This is a genomic window from Pseudomonas sp. 18-147 (assembly GCF_051048045.1).
Classification (GTDB): Bacteria; Pseudomonadota; Gammaproteobacteria; order Pseudomonadales; family Pseudomonadaceae; genus Pseudomonas; species Pseudomonas aeruginosa.
Genome location: NZ_CP182296.1, coordinates 2322008 through 2342271, shown reverse-complemented (window position 1 = coordinate 2342271; position 20264 = coordinate 2322008). Strand labels below are relative to the sequence as shown.

Sequence of the window (20264 nt, the reverse complement as noted above, 5' to 3'; positions counted from 1 at the left end):
GGCCGTGCCCGAGGCGGCATTTCGGGCAATAGCGCCATGCCATCAACGGCTTATCGATCATCGCCTCACAAGGAACGGAGTCTCATGAGCAACAAGAACAATCTCAGATACGCACTCGGCGCCCTCGCCCTCTCGGTTTCCGCCGCATCCCTGGCGGCACCTTCGGAAGCGCAACAGTTCACCGAGTTCTGGACGCCCGGCAAACCCAACCCGTCGATCTGCAAATCGCCGTTGCTGGTCAGCACCCCGCTTGGCCTGCCGCGCTGCCTGCAAGCCAGCAACGTGGTCAAGCGCCTGCAGAAGCTGGAGGACATCGCCAGTCTCAACGACGGCAACCGCGCCGCCGCCACGCCGGGCTACCAGGCCTCCGTCGACTACGTGAAGCAGACCCTGCAGAAAGCCGGCTACAAGGTCAGCGTGCAGCCCTTCCCGTTCACCGCCTACTACCCGAAAGGCCCGGGTAGCCTGAGCGCCACCGTGCCGCAGCCGGTCACCTACGAATGGGAGAAGGACTTCACCTACCTGTCGCAGACCGAGGCAGGCGACGTCACCGCCAAGGTGGTCCCGGTGGACCTGTCCCTCGGCGCCGGCAACACCTCCACCAGCGGTTGCGAGGCGGAAGACTTCGCCAACTTCCCGGCCGGCTCGATCGCGCTGATCCAGCGCGGCACCTGCAACTTCGAGCAGAAGGCCGAGAACGCCGCGGCCGCCGGCGCCGCCGGGGTGATCATCTTCAACCAGGGCAACACCGACGACCGCAAGGGCCTGGAGAACGTCACCGTGGGCGAGTCCTACGAGGGCGGCATCCCGGTGATCTTCGCCACCTACGACAACGGCGTGGCCTGGTCGCAGACCCCGGACCTGCAGTTGCACCTGGTGGTCGACGTGGTACGCAAGAAGACCGAGACCTACAACGTGGTCGCCGAGACCCGTCGCGGCAACCCGAACAACGTGGTGATGGTCGGCGCGCACCTCGACTCGGTGTTCGAAGGCCCCGGTATCAACGACAACGGTTCGGGCAGCGCCGCCCAACTGGAGATGGCCGTGCTGCTGGCCAAGGCGCTGCCGGTCAACAAGGTGCGCTTCGCCTGGTGGGGCGCCGAGGAAGCCGGCCTGGTGGGCTCGACCCACTACGTGCAGAACCTCGCCCCGGAAGAGAAGAAGAAGATCAAGGCCTACCTGAACTTCGACATGATCGGCTCGCCGAACTTCGGCAACTTCATCTATGACGGCGACGGTTCCGACTTCGGCCTCCAGGGTCCGCCCGGCTCGGCCGCCATCGAGCGCCTGTTCGAAGCCTACTTCCGCCTGCGCGGCCAGCAATCGGAAGGCACCGAGATCGACTTCCGCTCCGACTACGCCGAGTTCTTCAACAGCGGCATCGCCTTCGGCGGCCTGTTCACCGGCGCCGAGGGCCTGAAGACCGAAGAGCAGGCGCAGAAGTACGGCGGCACCGCCGGCAAGGCCTACGACGAGTGCTACCACAGCAAGTGCGACGGCATCGCCAACATCAACCAGGACGCCCTGGAGATCCACAGCGACGCCATGGCCTTCGTGACCAGTTGGCTGTCGCTGTCGACCAAGGTGGTCGACGACGAGATCGCCGCCGCCGGCCAGAAAGTACAATCGCGGTCGCTGCAGATGCAGAAGAGCGCCAGCCAGATCGAACGCTGGGGTCACGACTTCATCAAGTAACCGCGACTACCCTGCGCCGGGCCGCCGGCGCAGGTTCCCCATCCAGGCCCGGCTCATCCACCGGGCCTTTTTTCATCGGCGCGCGATCACTCCACCGCTTCCAGCAGGGTCGCCACGCCCTGGCCGCCGGCGATGCACTGGGTGGCGATGGCATAGCGCCCGCCGGTGCGCCGCAGCAACGCAGCGGCCTTGCCGGTGATCCGCGCGCCGGTGGCGCCCAGCGGATGACCGATGGCCAGGGCGCCGCCATCCAGGTTGATCCTGTCCATGTCCAGCCCCAGTTCGCGGATGCAGGCGATGGATTGGCTGGCGAAGGCCTCGTTGATCTCCACCAGGTCGATGTCGGCGATGCCCAGCCCGGCCCGTTGCAGAACCTTGCGCGTCGCCTGCACCGGCCCCATGCCCATGATCTCCGGCGCACAACCGGCCACCGCCACCGCCTTGATCCGCGCCAGGATCGCCAGCCCGTGGCGGCGCGCGAAGTCCTCGCTACAGACCAGCAGCGCGGCGCTGCCATCGGTGAGCGGCGACGAGGTGGCGGCGGTGACGCTGCCGCCGAACGCCGGCTTCAACTGGGCCAGGCTCTCCAGGTTGGTGCCCGGGCGGATGCAGCCATCCTCGGCGACCCGGCCGGCGGGGGTGTCGATGGCGACGATCTCCTCGCGCAGCAAGCCGGCCTCGCGCGCGGCGACTGCCTTGGCGTGGGAGCGTACGGCCATCTCTTCCTGCTCGACGCGGCTGACGGCGTAGCGCTCGGCGACATTCTCGGCGGTCTGCCCCATGCTCATGTATACCGCCGGATAGTCCTGCAGCAACGCGGGATTGGGCGACAGGTTGAAGCCGCCCATCGGCACCCGCGTCATCGACTCTACCCCGGCGGCGATGAAGGCTTCTCCGGCGCCCAGCAGGACTTGCCCGGCGGCGTAGTGGACGGCGCTCATGGACGAACCGCAGAAACGGTTGAGGGTCGCACCGCCGAGGCTCTGCGGGAAGCCGGCACGGAAACTGGCGATGCGCGCGATGTTCATGCCCTGTTCCGCCTCCGGATAGGCGCAGCCCATGACCACGTCCTCCAGCAGCGCAGGGTCGAGATCGAGTTTCTCCACCAGCCCCTTGAGCACCGCGGCGGCCAGGTCATCCGGGCGGATATCGACCAGCGCGCCTTTCCTGGCGAAGTGGAACGGCGAACGGGCGTAACCGGCGATAACGACTGAAATCGGCGACATGAGGATATCTCCGTGAGATGGATTGGCTGGATCGCAGGAAGATATTACGCGCATAATATTTATTGAATTACAGTCGAAATACAATTTGACCGAAAAAGCCGCAGGACTCGCCGAAACGCCCTCAGACTTCGTTCAATTCACTGATATGCCGATACTCGGCCCCCAGTTCCCGGGCCAGGCGCTCGGCCTTGCCCAGGCGCAACGGGCCGCTTTCGAGGTCGACCAGCAGGCTCGGGCAGGCAGCCTCCGGCAGCGCCGGCCAGTCGCGCAGACGGCCGTCGGTAAGCACCAGCAGACGCTGATGCTCGGCGGGTTTCTGCCGCTGTCGGCGCGCCAGCCAGCCAGCGGCCTGGTGCAGGGCGTCGAGCAGCGGCGTACCGCCGCCGGCGCCCAGCTGGCGCAGCCAGTCCTGCAACTCCCGCGAGGCCTTCTGCCCCTGCCAGAGCCATTGCGCCTGCTGCCCGGTGGCATGCAGCACGGCCAGGCGGATGCGCTGCCGATAAGCCTCCTCGAACAGCGTCGCCAACACTCCCTTGGCCTGGGCCAGGGCGCCGTACCGGCGGGTGCTGGCGGAGGCATCGACGATCACCAGCCAGAGTTCGCCCGGGCGCCGGCTGCGCGGCTGGCGAAGCAGGTCGCGACGCTGTCGGGGACGTCCACGCAGCAGGGTCGGCAACCATTGGATGGCGCCCTCCGCACCCTGGCTCAGGGCGCCGCCAAGTCCGCCGCGCAGGGCTCCGGGTCTGCTCCTGGCATCCGCACCCATGACCGAGCGCGGGCGGATGCTCAGGGCTTTTTTGGCCAGCGCGGCAGCTCGCGGGCGGTCCCCATGGCCACCGGCCGAGCCGGCAATTCGCCCCACTGCCCTTCGCCGTCGCCGGTGCGCTCCGGGAGCGCGACAGGGGCCGCCGCGGGCGGTGGCGGTGGATTGGCCGCCGATGATGGCGGGTTCGACTGGCGACGGCGATGCAGCAGGGCGAAATGTTCCACCGCATCGATGTCCTCCGCCTCGATCCGCTCGCCGCCGCGCCAGGCCGCATGGGCGCGCGCCGCGCGCAGCCAGACCAGGTCGGCGCGCAGGCCATCGACAGCCGCCTCGAAGCAGCGTCGAGCGATGCTGTCCAGCGCCGCATCGTCCAGGGGAATCCGCGCCAGTTGCCGGCGTGCCTCGGCGCAACGGCGGCGCAGGGTGTCCTGCTGGCCTTCCCAGCGTTCGACGAAGGCCTGCGGGTCGGCATCGAAGGCCAGCCGGCGACGGATGATCTCTGCCCGCTCGGCCGGCGGCGGCTGGGTGTCGAGACGCACGTTGAGGCCGAAACGGTCGAGCAGTTGCGGGCGCAGTTCGCCCTCTTCCGGGTTCATCGTGCCGATCAGCACGAAACGCGCCGGATGCCGGTGGGAAATGCCATCGCGCTCGACCAGGTTGACGCCGCTGGCGGCGACGTCGAGCAACAAGTCCACCAGGTGGTCCGGCAGCAGGTTCACTTCGTCGACGTAGAGCACGCCGCCGTCGGCCTTGGCCAGCACGCCCGGGGAAAACCGCGCGCGACCTTCGCCGAGGGCGGCGTCCAGGTCGAGGCTGCCGACGATGCGCTCCTCGCTGGCGCCCAGCGGCAGGGTAACGAACTCGCCCGCCGGCAGCAGTTCGGCGACGCCCCGCGCCAGGGTCGACTTGGCCATTCCGCGCGGCCCCTCGATCAGTACCCCGCCGATCGCCGGATCGACCGCGGCCAGGCACAGCGCCAGCTTCAGTTCGTCGGCGGCGACCACGGCGGACAGGGGGTAATGCACGGTAGCGCTCATGGGGATTCCTGCGGCGGACGGACGGAAATACGGACCGCCAAGTCTATCAGGCCGGCGGCGCCGGTATCGAACCGTGAAACAGTCGTTGAACCGGCCGCCTCGCTTGCAGTAAGCTCGGGACTCGTTCACGGGAGAAACCCATGCCGCACACCCGCCATCCGCACCTGCATTCCAGTGCCTCGCGCCCTGGCTTGTCGTTGCGCGCGCGTGCGCCGCAGGCACCCCGTGCCGCGTATTTCTTCGGGTATTGGTTTAGCCACTCCGGCGCCTGATACCCCAACGGCGCCCACGGTATACGGGACGCCTACCCTGCACACGCAAACCCCCGGTCGGCTCCCCGACCGGGGGTTTTGTTTTTCCGGCCCGTTTTTCCGGCCCACAAGGCCACAACCACAGACCAACGCACAGGACATCGATCATGACCGCATACCGCTACCGCACTGGCTACCCGCTCAACACCTGGCGATTTAGCGACGGCCGCCAGCCGCTCGCCAACCCACGACATTGCCGAACACCTCGATAGGGCACGACGCGCGCGGGACGCCCGCCGCCAGCCCAGGAAGCCAGACCATGAACTCATCCGTATCCGCACTGACCACCCTTTCGCCGAACGTCCAGGCCGTCGCCCTGCCCAGCGCCACCGCCCGTACCGCCCTGGAACGCCTGCCCAGCCCGCTCGAACTCAAGGCCCGCCAGCCGTTGCCGCTGGAGCTGGCCAGCCAGGTCGCCGCCAGCCGCGACGCCATCCGCGCCATCCTCGACGGCGACGACCCGCGCCTGCTGGTGGTAGTCGGTCCCTGTTCGATTCACGATCCCCGCTCCGCCCTCGAATACGCCGAACGCCTCGCGGCGCTGAGCGACGAACTCGACGGCCAGTTGCTCCTGGTGATGCGCGCCTACGTGGAAAAGCCACGCACAACGGTGGGCTGGAAGGGCCTCGCCTACGACCCGCACCTGGATGGCAGCGACGACATGGCCGCCGGCCTGGCGCTGTCCCGGCAACTGATGCTGGACATGCTGCGCCTCGGCCTGCCGCTGGCCACCGAACTCCTGCAACCGCTGGCCGCCGGCTACTTCGACGACCTGCTGAGCTGGGCGGCGATCGGCGCGCGCACCAGCGAATCGCAGATCCACCGCGAGCTGGTCAGCGGCCTCGGCCTGCCGGTGGGCTTCAAGAACGGCACCGACGGCGGCGTCGGCATCGCCTGCGACGCGATCCGTTCGGCGGCCCACGGCCACCGCCATTTCGGCCTCGACCCGCACGGTCACCCGGCGCTGATCGAGACCCGCGGCAATCCGGACACCCATGTGGTGCTGCGCGGCGGCCGCCACGGTTCGAACTACGGCCCCGAGCAGGTGCAGGCCGTGCGCCAGGCCCTGGAAAGCCAGGGCATCGCCACGCGGATGATGGTCGATTGCAGTCACGCCAACAGCGGCAAGAACCCGCTGAACCAGCCCGGCGTCCTCGCCAGCGTGCTGGACCAGCGCCTGGCCGGCGCCAGCGACCTGGTCGGGGTAATGCTGGAAAGCCACCTGTTCGACGGTTGCCAGGCGCTTGGCGGCGAACTGCGCTACGGCGTCTCGATCACCGACGGCTGCCTCGGCTGGGAAGGCACCGAGCGGATTCTCCGCGACGCCGCCCGGCGGCTCGCCGAGCGGCGCTGAAAGCGGTGGGAGCGGCCATGCCGCTCCGCTATTCCTCTTCGACGTCCAGCAGCAGGTTCTCCAGGGCCTCGCGATAGGCCCCCGGCTCCTGCCAGAGCCCGCGCCGCTGCGCCTCCACCAGGCGCTCGGCCATGTCGCGCAAGGCTTGCGGATTGTGCTGGCGGACGAACTCGCGGGTCTCCGCGTCGAGCAGGTAGGCGTCGGCCAGCAGCGCGTACTGGTGGTCGTCGATCAGCTCGCTGGTGGCATCGAAGGCGCACAGGTAGTCCACCGTCGCCGCCAGTTCGAAGGCGCCCTTGTAGCCGTGGCGCTTCATCCCGGCGATCCACTTCGGATTCACCGCCCGCGCCCGCACCACCCGGTTGAGTTCTTCCTTGAGCGTGCGGATGCGCGGGTTGTCCGGCTGGCTGTGGTCGCCGTGGTAACTGGCCACCGGCGCGCCGCGCAGGGTTTCCACCGCCGCCAGCATGCCGCCCTGGAACTGGTAGTAGTCGTTGGAATCGAGCAGGTCGTGCTCGCGGTTGTCCTGGTTGTGCAGCACCGCCTGCAGGCGTTCCAGGCGCTGGGCGAAGCGTTCCCGCGCCGGCGTGCCGTCGTCGGCGGCACCGTAGGCGTAGCCGCCCCAGTTCAGGTAGACCTCGGCAAGGTCGGCGCGGGTCTCCCACAGCCGCTCTTCGATTGCGCCCTGCACGCCGGCGCCGTAGGCACCCGGCTTGGCGCCGAAGATCCGCCAGCCGGCCTGCCGGCGCGCCTCCGCCGGCGCCGTGCCCTGCGCCTCGAGGCGCTGGCGCTCCAGGCGTACGCGAGCGGCCAGCGGGTTCAGCTCCTCCGCCTCGTCCAGCTCGGCGACCGCCTGCACCGCCGCATCGAACAGGCGGATCAGGTTGGCGAAGGCGTCGCGGAAGAACCCGGAGACCCGCAGCGTCACGTCGACCCGCGGGCGGTCCAGCAGGGAGACCGGGAGGATCTCGAAATCGGCGACGCGCTGGCTGCCGGCCTGCCAGACCGGTCGCACGCCGAGCAGGGCCAGGGCCTGGGCGATGTCGTCGCCGCCGGTGCGCATGGTCGCCGTGCCCCACACCGAGAGGCCGAGCTGGCGCAGGTGATCGCCATGTTCCTGCAGGTGACGCTCGAGCAGCAGGTTGGCCGACTGGAAGCCGATGCGCCAGGCGGTCGGGGTCGGCAGGTTGCGCACGTCCACTGAGAAGAAGTTGCGTCCGGTGGGCAGCACGTCGAGTCGCCCGCGACTCGGCGCGCCGCTCGGACCGGCCGGTACGAAGCGCCCTTCGAGGGCTGCCAGCAGCCCGTCGATCTCGGCCCCGCCACAGGCGTCCAGGGTCGGTGCCACCTGTTCGCACAAGCCGCGCAACACCTCGCCGCTGGCACGCCAGGTGGCAGGCGGCGATTCGCCGCCCAGGCAGCGTTCTATCCAGTGCAACGCCAGCAATTCCAGGCGTTCGCGGGTATCCCCGAGAGTACGCCAGGGCTCCCCGCCCCGCTCTTCCAGGCAGGCAGGCCGCGCGCCCTGCCAGGCCTCGCCCATGTCGCAGGCCAGCGGATCGAAGCCCAGGCCAAGGTCGTCCGCCAGGCTCTTCAGCAACCCGGCGTTGGCGCCCTTGCCATCGCCGCGCGGAACCCGCAGCAGCGCCAGCAGGGTATCCAGGCGCAATCGCCCGCTCGGCGACTCGCCGAACACATGCAGGCCGTCGCGGATCTGCGACTCCTTCAGGTCGCAGAGATAGGCGTCCAGCTGCGGCAGCCAGCTGTCCGGATCGTCGCTGAGCTGCAAGCCGATCTCGCGGTCGAGACGGTTGTCGCGCAGGAGGACGAGAATCTCGCCGCGCAACTGTTCGGCGCGGCGCGGGTCGAGCAGCGAGGCATCGTAGAACTCGTCGGCCAGGCGCTCCAGGTCGCGCAGCGGGCCGTAGCTCTCGGCGCGGGTCAGCGGCGGCATCAGGTGGTCGATGATCACCGCCTGGGTGCGGCGCTTGGCCTGGGCGCCCTCCCCCGGATCGTTGACGATGAACGGATAGATGTTCGGCAGCGGACCGAGCAACGCGTCCGGCCAGCATTCGGCGGACAGGCCGACTCCCTTGCCCGGCAGCCATTCCAGGTTACCGTGCTTGCCGACGTGCAGCAGGGCATCGGCGCGGTAGGCGTGGCGCAGCCAGAAGTAGAACGCCAGGTAGCCGTGCGGCGGCACCAGGTCGGGATCGTGGTAGACCGCCGCCGGATCGAGCTGATAGCCGCGCGCCGGCTGGATGCCGACGAAGGTCAGGCCATAGCGCAGGCCGGCGACCATCATCCGTCCGTCGCGGAACATCGGGTCCTGTTGCGGCTCGCCCCAGCGCGCCAGCACCGCCTGGCGATTGCGCTCCGGCAGGCGTGCGAAGCAGGCCAGGTAGTCGTCCAGCGCCAGGCTCTGGGCGCAGGGCCGTAGGTCGAGATGCTCCAGGTCGTTGCTGACGCCGCCGAGCAACTGGCGGATCAGCTCGGTTCCGCTGGCGGGCAGTCCGTCGACCGGATAGCCCTGCTGGCGCAGGGCACGAAGGATGTTCAGCGCCGCCGCCGGGGTGTCCAGGCCGACGCCATTGCCGATCCGGCCATCGCGGGTCGGGTAGTTGGCCAGCACCAGCGCCACCCGTTTTTCCGCGTTTGGCTTGCGCGCCAGCTCGGCCCAGCGCCGCGCCAGTTCGGCGACGAAATCCATGCGCTCGTCGTCGGCGAGATAGCAGACCACGTCGCTCTCGCTGCGTTCGCTGCGCCAGGCCAGGCCCTTGAAACTGATCGGCCGGGTGACGATGCGCCCGTCCAGCTCCGGCAGCGCCACGTGCATGGCCAGGTCGCGCGGCCCCAGGCCTTGCGGGTTGTCCAGCCAGAGCGGGCGGTTGTCCAGCGAGCAGATCGCCTGCAATACCGGCACGTCGCGACGGAACGGACGCAACTCGGGCGCCTCCGGATTGGACTGGGCGAAACCGGTGGTATTGACGATCAGCGCGGCGTCGCTGCGCTCCAGCCAGTCTTCCACCTGCGCCAGGCAGGCGCTTTCCTTGAGGCTGGCCAGCGCGATCGGCAACGGGTTGAGCCCCTGCGCCGCGAGGCGTTCGCAGAAGCGTGCGATGAAGGCGGTGTTGGCTGCCTGCAGGTGGGTGCGATAGAACAGCAACGCGACCACCGGACGCCCGGCCTGCCAGTCGGCACGCCAGTGTTCCAGGGTCACCTCGGCATGCCGTGGATGGAACAGTGCCACCCGCGGCAGCGCCTGCGGTTCGCGCCAGGCGTAGTCGCGGCCGAGGCACTGGCTGGCCAGGCAGCGGTAGAACTGCCCGGCGTTCTCCAGGCCGCCCTGGCGCAAGTATTGCCAGAAGCGCTCGGCCTGCTCCGCCGGCAGGTTGCCAAGGGCGCTCAGCTCCGGGTCGGGGCGGTCGTCGCCGGGCACCGGGATCAGCAGCGCGCCGCGCTCGGCCAGCGCCACCAGTTGCTCCACGCCGTAGCGCCAGTAGCCGATGCCGCCGTGCAGCGAAAGCAGGATCACCCGCGCGTGCCGCAGCACTTCCTCGACGTAGAGGTCCACCGAGGCGTGGTTCTGCAACTGCATGGGGTTGGCCAGGCGCAGGCTCGGGTAGTCGTCCGGCAGCGCACGGGCGGCCTCGGCCAGCAATGCGAGGTGCGAATCGCCGCTGCAGAGGATCACCAGCTCGGCGGGAGTCTGGGCCAGGTGGGCGATGCCGTCGTCGGGAACGAAGCCGCCGGGTTGGGTGCGCAACAGGTGCATGGACGTTCTACCGGTAGGACGCAAGAAGCTGGGGCCGGCGAATCGCCATCGCCGGCCCCGGCCGGGGATCACGGATCAGGCAAGCGCTGTGCGCAGCTGGTTGGCAATGGCGGCCTGGTCCAGCTCCTGGCCGATCACCACCAGCCGGGTGCTGCGGACTTCGTCGGCCAGCCACTTGCGGTCGAAATGCCTGTCGAAGCGCTTGCCGACGCCCTGTACCAACAGGCGCATGGGCTTGCCCGAAATGGCGGCGAAACCCTTGATGCGAAGTATGTCGTGACGCTCCACCAGCTCGCCGAGGGCCTCGAGCAGCGCAGCTTCCTCCACCTCGGGGAGATCGACGTGGAAGGAGTCGAACTCGTCGTGGTCGTGGTCCTCGTGGCCTTCGTGGTCGTGGTGGGTCGGCCGGCCGTCGATGTGCAGCTCGGCCTCGGCGTTGAGTCCCAGCAAGACCGGCAGCGGCAGCTCGCCCCGGCTCGCCTCGACGATCTTCACCGCCGCCGGCAGCTCCCCGGCGATCTCCGCGCGGACCCGCGCCAGGGCCTCGGCGTCGAGCTGGTCGGCCTTGTTCAGGATCACCAGGTCGGCACTGGCCAACTGGTCCTCGAACAGTTCGTGCAGCGGCGATTCATGGTCGAGGTTGGGGTCCTGGCGGCGTTGCTGGTCCACCTGCTCGGGATGGGCGGCGAAGGTACCGGCCGCCACCGCCGGACTGTCGACCACGGTGATCACCGCGTCGACCGTGCAGGCGTTGCGGATTTCCGGCCACTGGAAAGCCTGCACCAGCGGCTTGGGCAGGGCCAGGCCGCTGGTCTCGATGAGGATCTGGTCAAGGTCGCCGCGGCGCGCCACCAGCTCGCGCATCACCGGGAAGAACTCTTCCTGCACGGTGCAGCACAGGCAACCGTTGGCCAGCTCGAAAACGCGGCCCTGCGCCTCTTCTTCGCTGCAGCCGATGGAACATTGCTTGAGGATCTCGCCGTCGATGCCGAGTTCGCCGAACTCGTTGACGATCACCGCGATGCGCCGGCCTTCGGCGTTGTCCAGCATGTGCCGGAGCAAGGTGGTCTTGCCGGCGCCGAGGAAGCCGGTGACGATGGTGACGGGGAGTTTCGCCAGGGTTTTCATGGGCAGCCCTTGTTCAGCTCGGCGGGCATGCGGACGAGTGGCGCGGACGCAGGGGCCGCGCAACGGATTCGCCACCGGATCACCCCGCCCGGTTGTATGGAAGTCTTGTCCCCGGGCATCGCGCCACGGGATCGACGAGGCAGGTCTCCTGGCTCACGGTCTGGCGTCTCCGCCGGTTCCCCGCCTTCCCGCGTCACGCAGTGGCATTGGGGAACGATCGCCGTTCACAGTTGCGGGGGCAGCCGCGGCATCGACCGCGTTCCCTCTTAGCCCCGCCGTCGCCGGCGAGGAACCTCGAACCGGCAAGGCTACGCAGTGCGCGGGCCAGGGTCAATCGGGCCGGTTGACGCCCGGCGGTCCTTCATGCTGTCCTAGGCGGGTTGTCCCAGGTGTCTCGTGCCGGCGCGCACGAGGTGAAACGGGAAGCCGGTGACGCTCTCCGAGCCAGTCCGGCGCTGCCCCCGCAACGGTAAGCGCATCGCGCGCGAGCCCGGAGACCGGCCTGGAACCTTTCGTTTGATTCACCCGCGGTGGGCGGGCGCAAGCGTGAAGCGGGCCGTCCGGGCCTGTTCCTCGTGCGTACTCCTCTGCCACGCCCATGCCAATCCAGAGGGAACGCACCATGTCCAGCAGCACCCTGGCGCACGCCAGCTCCACCACCTCCCTGTCGAAGCGACTGAGCCTGGCCATCGGCGCCGGCCTGCTCGGCGCGCTGCTGGTCTATTTCGCCGGTTTCTCGCACATCGACGCGGTACACAACGCCGCCCACGATACCCGGCACAGCTCCGGCTTCCCCTGCCACTGAGTCGCGAGGGAACCAGAATGATCAAGCGCATCGCCCAGACCGCCGGCTTCGCCGGCCTGCTCGCCGCCCTGCTGCTGACCCTGCTGCAGATTCTCTGGGTCACCCCGCTGATCCTCGAGGCGGAGACCTACGAGAAGAGCGAGCCGGTCGCGGCCCAGCCCCACGAACACGCCCCCGGCGTCGCCGCCCATGTCCACGACGAGGAGGCCTGGGAGCCGGAGGACGGCTGGCAGCGTACCCTCTCCACCACCGGCGGCAACCTGGTGGTGGCGGTCGGCTTCGCCCTGATGCTCGCCGGCCTCTTCACCCTGCGCGCGCCGGGCCAGACCTGGCAGGGCCTGCTCTGGGGCCTGGCCGGCTACGCGGTGTTCTGCCTGGCGCCGTCGCTGGGCCTGCCGCCGGAGCTGCCGGGTACCGCCGCGGCCGACCTGGTGCAACGCCAGTACTGGTGGATCGCCACCGCCGCCGCCACCGCGGTGGGCCTGGCCCTGCTGGTGTTCGGCGGCAACTGGCCGCTGAAGCTGGTCGGCGCCGTCCTGCTGGCGCTGCCGCACCTGTTCGGCGCGCCGCAGCCCGAGGTCCATGCCAGCCTGGCGCCGGAAGCCCTGGCCCAGCGTTTCGTGGTCGCCTCGCTGGTCAGCAATGCGCTGTTCTGGGCCGCCCTCGGCCTGGCCGCTGCCTGGCTGTTCCGGCGCAACCGGGGCGGCGTCGACGCCTGACCGCCTGCCACCCGCGACCCTTGCCGGTCGCGGGTCCATAGTGCCTCTCCTTCCATTTCCTCCGGTGCGCGCATGCCCCTGCCCATCCCCAGCCTGCTGATCGCCGGCATCGGCTGCCGCCGAGGCTGTAGCGCCGAGCATCTGCGCGCGCTGCTGGAGCGAACGCTGGGCGAACACGGGCGCAGCCTGGCCGAGCTGGACGCCCTCGCCAGCATCGACGGCAAACGCGACGAACCCGGCCTGCGGCAACTGGCCGCGCTGCTCGAACGCCCCGTGCATTTCCTCGCACCCGCCGTCCTGCACGACTACGAGCCGCGCCTGCTCAGCCCCTCCGCCGTCGCGCTGCGCGAAACCGGCTGCTCCAGCGTCGCCGAGGCCGCCGCCCTGGCCCTGGCCGAACGCCTGGGTGGCGGTCGCGCCGATCTGCTCGGCGCGAAACGCAGCGACGATCGGGCGAGCATAGCCCTGGCACGTCTTCTCACCGAACGAGAACTCCCATGACCGTCTATTTCATCGGCGCCGGTCCCGGCGACCCCGACCTGATCACCGTCAAGGGGCAGCGCCTGATCCGCCAGTGCCCGGTGATCCTCTACGCCGGCTCGCTGGTTCCGCAAGCGCTGCTCGAGGGGCACCAGGCCGGCCAGGTGGTGAACACCGCCGAGCTGGACCTCGAACAGATCGTCGAGCTACTCGCGCAAGCCCATCGCCGCGGCCTCGACGTAGCCCGCGTGCATTCCGGCGATCCCTCCCTGTACGGCGCCATCGGCGAGCAGATCCGCCACCTGCGCGAACTCGGCATCCCCTATGAGATCGTCCCCGGGGTCACCGCCACCGCCGCCTGCGCCGCCCTGCTCGGCTGCGAGCTGACCCTGCCCGAAGTGTCCCAGACGCTGATCCTGACCCGCTACGCCGCACGCACGAAGATGCCGGAAGGCGAGAGCCTGGGTGACCTGGCGCGGCACCGGGCGACCCTGGCGATCCACCTGGGCGTCGCCCACCTGGCGAAGATCGTCGAGGAACTGCTGCCGCACTACGGCGCCGACTGCCCGGTCGCGGTGATCCACCGGGCCAGTTGGCCCGACCAGGAACAGGTTCGCGGCACCCTCGGCGACATCCTGCCCAAGGTCGCCGCCAGGAATTTCCGCCGCACCGCGCTGATCCTGGTCGGCGAGGTGCTGGCCGCCGAAGGCTTCGCCGACTCTTCGCTGTACCGCGCCGAGCATCGACATCTCTATCGACCCGGCGAATGAACCGCCGTCCTTAGGTTCGGCGCCGACCACCGGCAGCACGCCTAGACTCGTCACAAGGCTTGCGACAGCGGGCCGGCACGGCTAGCGTTCAGCGCTGGCCCCTTTTTTCCTGAAGCCTTCGGACACCCATGAAACGATTCCTCCTCGGTCTGGTTCTGCTGCTGGCGGTCGCCGCCGGCGTCCTCTACTTCGTCCCGGCTACCCTCCTCACCAGCGTACGCACCGTCGAGCGCGGTCTCGCCGGTCTCAGCGAGCACAGCGTGCAGGTCGACAACCTGGAGATCGCCTACCTGGAAGGTGGCTCGGAGAAGAACCCGACCCTGTTGCTGATCCACGGCTTCGGCGCCGACAAGGACAACTGGCTGCGCTTCGCCCGGCCGCTGACCGAGCGCTACCATGTGGTCGCCCTCGACCTGCCCGGCTTCGGCGACAGCAGCAAGCCGCAACAGGCCAGCTACGACGTCGGCACCCAGGCCGAGCGAGTCGCCAATTTCGCCGCCGCCATCGGCGTGCGCCGCCTGCACCTGGCCGGCAACTCCATGGGCGGGCACATCGCCGCGCTCTACGCGGCGCGCCATCCGGAACAGGTGCTATCGCTGGCGCTGATCGACAACGCCGGGGTGATGCCGGCGCGCAAGAGCGAACTGTTCGAGGACCTGGAGCGCGGCGAGAATCCCCTGGTGGTGCGCCAGCCGGAAGACTTCCAGAAGCTGCTCGACTTCGTGTTCGTCCAGCAACCGCCGCTGCCGGCGCCGCTCAAGCGCTACCTCGGCGAACGCGCGGTAGCCGCGTCGGCGTTCAACGCGCAGATATTCGAACAACTGCGCCAGCGCTACATCCCGCTGGAGCCGGAACTGCCGAAGATCGAGGCACCGACCCTGCTGCTCTGGGGCGACCGCGACCGCGTGCTGGACGTCTCCAGCATCGAGGTGATGCGTCCGCTGCTGAAGCGGCCCAGCGTGGTGATCATGGAAAACTGCGGACACGTGCCGATGGTCGAACGCCCGGAGGAAACCGCGCAGCACTACCAGGCCTTCCTCGACGGCGTACGGAACGCCCAGGTGGCCGGTCGCTGAAAACGCGAACCGGCGCCTGGGCGCCGGTGCGGGGGAGCGGGAGCCGTCGCGAGGACGGCTCGGATACAGGCCTCAGGCCTGGATCAGGTTGGCGATCTGCACGTCCGGGTTGACGTCCTGCTCGTAGTCGACCCCAGCGACCTCGAAACCGAACAGGTTGAGGAACTCGCTCTTGTAGCCGGCGAAGTCGGTCAACTCGTAAAGGTTCTCGTTGGTTACCTTGTCCCACAGCTCCTCGACACGGGACTGCACTTCCGGCTGCAGTTCCTTGTAGTCGGCACGCAGGCGGCCTTCCTCGTCGAGGCGCGGCTCGGCGCCGTACAGGCTCTCCCGGTACAGGCCGTCGACCTGCTCGATGCAACCTTCGTGGGTACCCTGCTCCTTCATCACCTTGAACAGCAGCGACAGGTACAGCGGCATCATCGGGATCGCCGAGCTGGCCTGGGTCACCACCGCCTTGAGCACCGACACGCGCGCGTCGCCGCCCAGCGGGGCGAGCTTGTCGCGGATACCGAGGACCTTCTGGTCGAGATCCTTCTTGGCTGCGCCGATGGAACCGTTCCAGTAGATGTCGTGGGTGATCTTCTCGCCCAGGTAGGTGAACGCGGTGGTCTTCGCGCCGTCGGCCAGCACGTCGGCCTCCAGCAGCGCGTCGATCCACATCTGCCAGTCCTCGCCGCCCATCACCGCAACGGTATCGGCGACCTCCTGGTCGCTGGCCGCCTCCAGGACCACGTCCTTGATCACTTCCTTGTCGGTGTCCAGGCCACGGAAGCTGACCGACTTGCCGATCGGCTTGAGGGTCGAGGAGAACACTTCGCCGCTCTTCGGATGGGTACGGCGCGGCGCGGCCAGGCTGTAGACCACCAGGTCGACCTTGCCGAGATCGCGCTTGATGGTCTCGATGGTCAGCCGCTTCACCTCGTCGGAGAAAGCGTCGCCATTGATGCTGCGGGCATACAGGCCTTTCTCGTGGGCGAACTTCTCGAAGGCCGCCGAGTTGTACCAGCCGGCGGTGCCCGGCTTGCTCTCGCTGCCCGGACGCTCGAAGAACACCCCGAGGGTATCGGCGCCGGAACCGAACGCGGCGGTGATGCGGGCAGCCAGGCCATAGCCGGTGGAGGAACCGATGACCAGGACCTTCTTCGGTCCGTTGACGACGGGGCCCTTGGCCTCGACGTAGTCGATCTGTTGCTTGACGTTGGCCTCGCAGCCTGCCGGATGGGTAGTGACGCAGATGAAGCCACGCACGCGCGGTTTGATGATCATGAAAACCTCGGTTGCTAGATGCCGGAAAAGCACATTCAGGAGCTAGAGACGTCGCGCATTGTAAATGAGACACCTCCGCTTGGGCGGACCGAAGGCAGGAATCGTGACCAAAGGGTCACGCGTCGCAGCCCGGACATAAAAAAACCCGCTCCGGGGAGCGGGTCTTGTCGGCTTGGAATCGGGCTCAGACGGCCTTTTCCAGCTCCGGTACGGCGTCGAACAGGTCGGCGACCAGGCCGTAGTCGGCGACCTGGAAGATCGGCGCCTCTTCGTCCTTGTTGATCGCGACGATCACCTTCGAGTCCTTCATGCCCGCCAGGTGCTGGATGGCACCGGAGATACCTACCGCGATGTACAGCTGCGGGGCGACGATCTTGCCGGTCTGGCCGACCTGCATGTCGTTCGGCACGAAACCGGCGTCGACCGCGGCGCGGGAAGCGCCGACTGCGGCACCCAGCTTGTCGGCCAGGGCGTAGAGGATCTTGAAGTTGTCGCCGTTCTGCATGCCGCGGCCGCCGGAGACCACGATCTTGGCAGCGGTCAGTTCCGGACGGTCGGACTTGGCCAGCTCTTCGCCGACGAAGGCGGACTTGCCGGCATCGGCCGGGCCGGAAACCTGCTCGACGGCAGCCGAACCGCCTTCGGCGGCGACGGCGTCGAAGCCGGTGGTACGCACGGTGATCACCTTGACCGCAGCCGAGGACTGCACGGTAGCGATGGCATTACCGGCGTAGATCGGACGCTTGAAGGTGTCGGGGCTGACCACTTCGACGATCTCGGAGATCTGGTCGACGTCCAGCAGCGCGGCGACGCGCGGCAGGAAGTTCTTGCCGTTGGTGGTAGCCGGGGCCAGCACGTGGCTGTAGTTCTTGCCCAGCTCGGCGATCAGCGGTGCGACGTTTTCCGGCAGTTGATGGGCGTAGGCGGCGTTGTCGGCGACCAGCACCTTGGAGACGCCCTCGACCTTGGCGGCGGCTTCGGCCACGGCGGCAACGTTCTGTCCGGCGACCAGCACGTGGATGTCGCCGCCAATGGCCTTGGCAGCGGCAACGGTGTTCAGGGTGGCAGCCGCCAGGGCCGCGTTGTTGTGCTCAGCGATAACCAGGATAGCCATTAGATTACCTTCGCCTCGTTCTTCAGTTTCTCTACCAGTTCAGCCACGGACTTGACCTTGATGCCAGCGGAGCGTGCAGCCGGCGCCTCGACCTTCAGGGTCTTCACGGTGGAAGCGGTGGAAACGCCCAGGGCGTCCGGGGTCACCACGTCCAGCGGCTTCTTCTTGGCTTTCATGATGTTCGGCAGCGACGCGTAGCGCGGCTCGTTCAGGCGCAGGTCGGTGGTGACGATGGCCGGCAGGTTCAGCGCGACGGTCTGCAGACCGCCATCGATCTCGCGGGTCACGTTGACCTTGTCGCCAGCGACCTCGACCTTGGAGGCGAAGGTGCCCTGGGCGTAGCCGGTCAGCGCGGCGAGCATCTGGCCGGTCTGGTTGTTGTCGCTGTCGATGGCCTGCTTGCCGAGGATCACCAGCTGCGGCTGCTCCTTGTCGACCACGGCCTTGAGCAGCTTGGCCACGGCCAGGGAGTTCAGCTCGTCGTTGCTCTCCACCAGGATCGCACGGTCAGCGCCCAGCGCCAGCGCGGTGCGCAGTTGCTCCTGGGCGGCGGTCGGGCCGACGGAGACAGCGACGATCTCGGTAGCCACGCCCTTCTCTTTTAGGCGCACGGCTTCTTCCACGGCGATTTCGCAGAAGGGGTTCATGGACATCTTGACGTTGGCGAGGTCGACGCCGGAGTTGTCCGCCTTGACGCGGACCTTGACGTTGTAGTCGACCACTCGTTTGACTGCTACAAGAACCTTCATGGATTCCTCGTTATTCTCCGGTGAATAAGGATGTCGCCAGACAGGCCTGGCCGGTGATGCTCGCCGGCCGGAAACCGACACTCTGCTAGACAGCGACCGCAAAACCGCCCGTATCTTGACCGGATCACCCTTTTCGGTCAATACGGCAAAAGGGTGGTTTCCCCCCCTCGAATGCCGATTCTATCAGGCTTCCAAAGAATTCAAACAAACGTTTGTATTGGACCTGCCCATGCAGCTATATATAATGCGCCCGCTCTGATCAGGGAAAGATCTCAGCCACCAATAAACAGATACCGTGAGCCTTGAGTAGGAGATCGATAGTGGAACGCGAATACATGGAATTCGACGTCGTCATCGTCGGCGCCGGCCCCGCCGGTCTGTCCGCCGCATGCCGACTGAAGCAGAAGGCCGCCGAAGCCGGTCAAGAGATCAGCGTCTGCGTGGTCGAGAAGGGTTCCGAAGTGGGCGCCCACATCCTCTCCGGCGCGGTGTTCGAGCCGCGCGCGCTGAACGAGCTGTTCCCCGACTGGAAGGAACTCGGCGCGCCGCTCAATACCCCGGTGACCGGCGACGACATCTACGTCCTGAAGAGCGCCGAGAGCGCTACCAAGGTGCCCAACTTCTTCGTGCCCAAGACCATGCACAACGAGGGCAACTATATCATCTCCCTGGGCAACCTCTGCCGCTGGCTGGCCCAGCAGGCCGAAGGACTGGGCGTGGAGATCTATCCGGGCTTCGCCGCCCAGGAAGCGCTGATCGACGAGAACGGCGTGGTCCGCGGCATCGTCACCGGCGACCTCGGCGTCGACCGCGAAGGCAACCCGAAAGAAGGCTACTACACCCCCGGCATGGAGCTGCGGGCCAAGTACACCCTGTTCGCCGAAGGCTGCCGCGGGCACATCGGCAAGCAACTGATCAAGAAATACAACCTGGACAGCGAGGCCGATGCCCAGCACTACGGTATCGGCATCAAGGAAATCTGGGACATCGACCCGTCCAAGCACAAGCCCGGCCTGGTGGTCCATACCGCCGGCTGGCCGCTGAACGACGAAAATACCGGCGGCTCGTTCCTCTACCACCTGGAGAACAACCAGGTGTTCGTCGGCCTGATCATCGACCTGTCCTACAGCAACCCGCACCTGTCGCCGTTCGACGAGTTCCAGCGCTACAAGCACCACCCGGTGGTCAAGCAGTACCTGGAAGGCGGCAAGCGCGTGGCCTACGGCGCCCGGGCCATCTGCAAGGGCGGCCTGAATTCGCTGCCGAAGATGGTCTTCCCCGGCGGCGCGCTGATAGGTTGCGACCTCGGCACCCTGAACTTCGCCAAGATCAAGGGCAGCCACACCGCGATGAAGTCCGGCATGCTCGCCGCCGACGCGATCGCCGAGGCCCTGGCCGCCGGCCGCGAAGGCGGCGACGAGCTGTCCAGCTACGTCGATGCGTTCAAGGCCAGCTGGTTGTACGACGAACTGTTCCGCAGCCGCAACTTCGGCGCGGCCATCCACAAGTTCGGCGCTATCGGCGGCGGCGCGTTCAACTTCATCGACCAGAACATCTTCGGCGGCAAGATCCCCGTCACCCTGCATGACGACAAGCCGGACTACGCCTGCCTGAAAAAGGCCAGCGAAGCGCCGAAGATCGACTACCCGAAGCCGGACGGCAAGCTCAGCTTCGACAAGCTGTCCTCGGTGTTCCTCTCCAATACCAACCACGAGGAAGACCAGCCGATCCACCTCAAGCTGGCCGATGCGAGCATTCCGATCGAGAAGAACCTGCCGCTCTACGACGAGCCGGCCCAGCGCTACTGCCCGGCAGGCGTGTACGAAGTGGTGGCCAACGACGACGGCAGCAAGCGCTTCCAGATCAACGCGCAGAACTGCGTGCACTGCAAGACCTGCGACATCAAGGACCCGGCGCAGAACATCACCTGGGTGGCGCCGGAAGGTACCGGCGGGCCGAACTACCCCAACATGTAAGGCAAACGAAAAAG

16 protein-coding genes and 2 riboswitches are annotated in these 20264 nt (G+C 67.8%); of the genes, 8 read left to right on the top strand and 8 right to left on the bottom strand.

Annotated features, from left to right (window positions below):
* Positions 1 to 84 precede the first annotated feature (84 nt).
* Entirely contained in the window at positions 85 to 1695 is a 1611-nt protein-coding gene (gene paaP / locus ACM0M4_RS11275; protein WP_003119821.1) for an aminopeptidase PaaP, read from the top strand.
* Between the two features lie 86 nt (positions 1696 to 1781).
* On the opposite strand, the gene ACM0M4_RS11270 is transcribed toward paaP, so the two are convergent.
* From ACM0M4_RS11270 to ACM0M4_RS11260, 3 genes are all read right to left on the bottom strand, one after another.
* Entirely contained in the window at positions 1782 to 2921 is a 1140-nt protein-coding gene (locus ACM0M4_RS11270) for a thiolase family protein (protein ID WP_003101465.1), read from the bottom strand.
* 121 nt (positions 2922 to 3042) lie between these two features.
* Positions 3043 to 3687 carry a vWA domain-containing protein gene (locus ACM0M4_RS11265; protein ID WP_003119819.1) on the bottom strand — a complete coding sequence of 215 codons (645 nt, stop codon included), beginning with the start codon at positions 3685 to 3687 and terminating at the stop codon, positions 3043 to 3045.
* Positions 3688 to 3707: 20 nt separating this feature from the next.
* Positions 3708 to 4724: an ATP-binding protein gene (locus tag ACM0M4_RS11260; protein WP_054375732.1), complete on the bottom strand. Its 1017-nt coding sequence runs from the start codon at positions 4722 to 4724 to the stop codon at positions 3708 to 3710.
* 570 nt (positions 4725 to 5294) lie between these two features.
* On the opposite strand from ACM0M4_RS11260, the gene ACM0M4_RS11255 reads away from it, so the two are divergent.
* Positions 5295 to 6389 (top strand): 3-deoxy-7-phosphoheptulonate synthase, encoded by a 1095-nt coding sequence (locus ACM0M4_RS11255; RefSeq protein WP_003114000.1) that lies wholly within the window; start codon positions 5295 to 5297, stop codon positions 6387 to 6389.
* 28 nt (positions 6390 to 6417) lie between these two features.
* Here ACM0M4_RS11255 and cobN read toward each other — a convergent pair whose 3' ends face one another.
* Positions 6418 to 10164, bottom strand: a complete 3747-nt coding sequence (gene cobN, locus ACM0M4_RS11250) for a cobaltochelatase subunit CobN (RefSeq protein WP_003122492.1) — start codon at positions 10162 to 10164, stop codon at positions 6418 to 6420.
* Positions 10165 to 10239: 75 nt separating this feature from the next.
* Entirely contained in the window at positions 10240 to 11292 is a 1053-nt protein-coding gene (gene cobW / locus ACM0M4_RS11245) for a cobalamin biosynthesis protein CobW (protein WP_023128759.1), read from the bottom strand.
* Positions 11293 to 11413: 121 nt separating this feature from the next.
* Positions 11414 to 11604: riboswitch (cobalamin riboswitch) on the bottom strand.
* Between the two features lie 58 nt (positions 11605 to 11662).
* Positions 11663 to 11812, top strand: a riboswitch (cobalamin riboswitch).
* 102 nt (positions 11813 to 11914) lie between these two features.
* On the opposite strand from cobW, the gene ACM0M4_RS11240 reads away from it, so the two are divergent.
* The 5 genes from ACM0M4_RS11240 to ACM0M4_RS11220 all read left to right on the top strand — a co-directional run bounded on the left by ACM0M4_RS11240 (position 11915) and on the right by ACM0M4_RS11220 (position 15142).
* Positions 11915 to 12097 (top strand): CbtB domain-containing protein, encoded by a 183-nt coding sequence (locus ACM0M4_RS11240; RefSeq protein WP_003091059.1) that lies wholly within the window; start codon positions 11915 to 11917, stop codon positions 12095 to 12097.
* Positions 12098 to 12114: 17 nt separating this feature from the next.
* Complete coding sequence (locus ACM0M4_RS11235; RefSeq protein ID WP_003091061.1) at positions 12115 to 12816, top strand: CbtA family protein; 702 nt, start codon at positions 12115 to 12117, stop codon at positions 12814 to 12816.
* A 72-nt stretch (positions 12817 to 12888) separates the two neighbouring features.
* The gene (locus ACM0M4_RS11230; protein WP_003102924.1) at positions 12889 to 13317 is read left to right on the top strand and encodes a cobalamin biosynthesis protein; all 429 of its coding nucleotides are present in this window, start codon (positions 12889 to 12891) and stop codon (positions 13315 to 13317) included.
* Entirely contained in the window at positions 13314 to 14066 is a 753-nt protein-coding gene (gene cobM, locus ACM0M4_RS11225) for a precorrin-4 C(11)-methyltransferase (RefSeq protein WP_003102926.1), read from the top strand. Before ACM0M4_RS11230 ends, cobM begins: the two co-directional genes overlap by 4 nt.
* 128 nt (positions 14067 to 14194) lie before the next feature.
* Positions 14195 to 15142 carry an alpha/beta fold hydrolase gene (locus ACM0M4_RS11220; protein WP_023128757.1) on the top strand — a complete coding sequence of 316 codons (948 nt, stop codon included), beginning with the start codon at positions 14195 to 14197 and terminating at the stop codon, positions 15140 to 15142.
* Positions 15143 to 15214: 72 nt separating this feature from the next.
* Here the strand turns inward: ACM0M4_RS11220 and fabV are convergent, their stop codons facing one another.
* From fabV to ACM0M4_RS11205, 3 genes are all read right to left on the bottom strand, one after another.
* Positions 15215 to 16411 (bottom strand): enoyl-ACP reductase FabV, encoded by a 1197-nt coding sequence (fabV, locus tag ACM0M4_RS11215; RefSeq protein ID WP_003102929.1) that lies wholly within the window; start codon positions 16409 to 16411, stop codon positions 15215 to 15217.
* Between the two features lie 184 nt (positions 16412 to 16595).
* Positions 16596 to 17525 carry an electron transfer flavoprotein subunit alpha/FixB family protein gene (locus tag ACM0M4_RS11210; protein WP_003091099.1) on the bottom strand — a complete coding sequence of 310 codons (930 nt, stop codon included), beginning with the start codon at positions 17523 to 17525 and terminating at the stop codon, positions 16596 to 16598.
* Positions 17525 to 18274: an electron transfer flavoprotein subunit beta/FixA family protein gene (locus tag ACM0M4_RS11205; protein WP_003091107.1), complete on the bottom strand. Its 750-nt coding sequence runs from the start codon at positions 18272 to 18274 to the stop codon at positions 17525 to 17527. Before ACM0M4_RS11205 ends, ACM0M4_RS11210 begins: the two co-directional genes overlap by 1 nt.
* Before the next feature lie 320 nt (positions 18275 to 18594).
* On the opposite strand from ACM0M4_RS11205, the gene ACM0M4_RS11200 reads away from it, so the two are divergent.
* Entirely contained in the window at positions 18595 to 20250 is a 1656-nt protein-coding gene (locus ACM0M4_RS11200; protein WP_003102932.1) for an electron transfer flavoprotein-ubiquinone oxidoreductase, read from the top strand.
* The last annotated feature ends 14 nt before the right edge of the window (positions 20251 to 20264 follow it).

Bases quoted from the DNA above. Each gene is read 5' to 3' on its own strand.
- ACM0M4_RS11235 (WP_003091061.1), top strand. From the start codon at position 12,115: ATGATCAAGCGCATCGCCCAGACCGCCGGCTTCGCCGGCCTGCTCGCC.
- ACM0M4_RS11260 (WP_054375732.1), bottom strand. From the start codon at position 4,724: ATGAGCGCTACCGTGCATTACCCCCTGTCCGCCGTGGTCGCCGCCGAC.
- ACM0M4_RS11230 (WP_003102924.1), top strand. From the start codon at position 12,889: ATGCCCCTGCCCATCCCCAGCCTGCTGATCGCCGGCATCGGCTGCCGC.
- fabV (WP_003102929.1), bottom strand. From the start codon at position 16,411: ATGATCATCAAACCGCGCGTGCGTGGCTTCATCTGCGTCACTACCCAT.
- ACM0M4_RS11220 (WP_023128757.1), top strand. From the start codon at position 14,195: ATGAAACGATTCCTCCTCGGTCTGGTTCTGCTGCTGGCGGTCGCCGCC.
- paaP (WP_003119821.1), top strand. From the start codon at position 85: ATGAGCAACAAGAACAATCTCAGATACGCACTCGGCGCCCTCGCCCTC.
- ACM0M4_RS11210 (WP_003091099.1), bottom strand. From the start codon at position 17,525: ATGGCTATCCTGGTTATCGCTGAGCACAACAACGCGGCCCTGGCGGCT.
- ACM0M4_RS11205 (WP_003091107.1), bottom strand. From the start codon at position 18,274: ATGAAGGTTCTTGTAGCAGTCAAACGAGTGGTCGACTACAACGTCAAG.
- cobM (WP_003102926.1), top strand. From the start codon at position 13,314: ATGACCGTCTATTTCATCGGCGCCGGTCCCGGCGACCCCGACCTGATC.
- ACM0M4_RS11265 (WP_003119819.1), bottom strand. From the start codon at position 3,687: ATGGGTGCGGATGCCAGGAGCAGACCCGGAGCCCTGCGCGGCGGACTT.
- ACM0M4_RS11240 (WP_003091059.1), top strand. From the start codon at position 11,915: ATGTCCAGCAGCACCCTGGCGCACGCCAGCTCCACCACCTCCCTGTCG.
- ACM0M4_RS11270 (WP_003101465.1), bottom strand. From the start codon at position 2,921: ATGTCGCCGATTTCAGTCGTTATCGCCGGTTACGCCCGTTCGCCGTTC.
- ACM0M4_RS11255 (WP_003114000.1), top strand. From the start codon at position 5,295: ATGAACTCATCCGTATCCGCACTGACCACCCTTTCGCCGAACGTCCAG.
- cobW (WP_023128759.1), bottom strand. From the start codon at position 11,292: ATGAAAACCCTGGCGAAACTCCCCGTCACCATCGTCACCGGCTTCCTC.
- cobN (WP_003122492.1), bottom strand. From the start codon at position 10,164: ATGCACCTGTTGCGCACCCAACCCGGCGGCTTCGTTCCCGACGACGGC.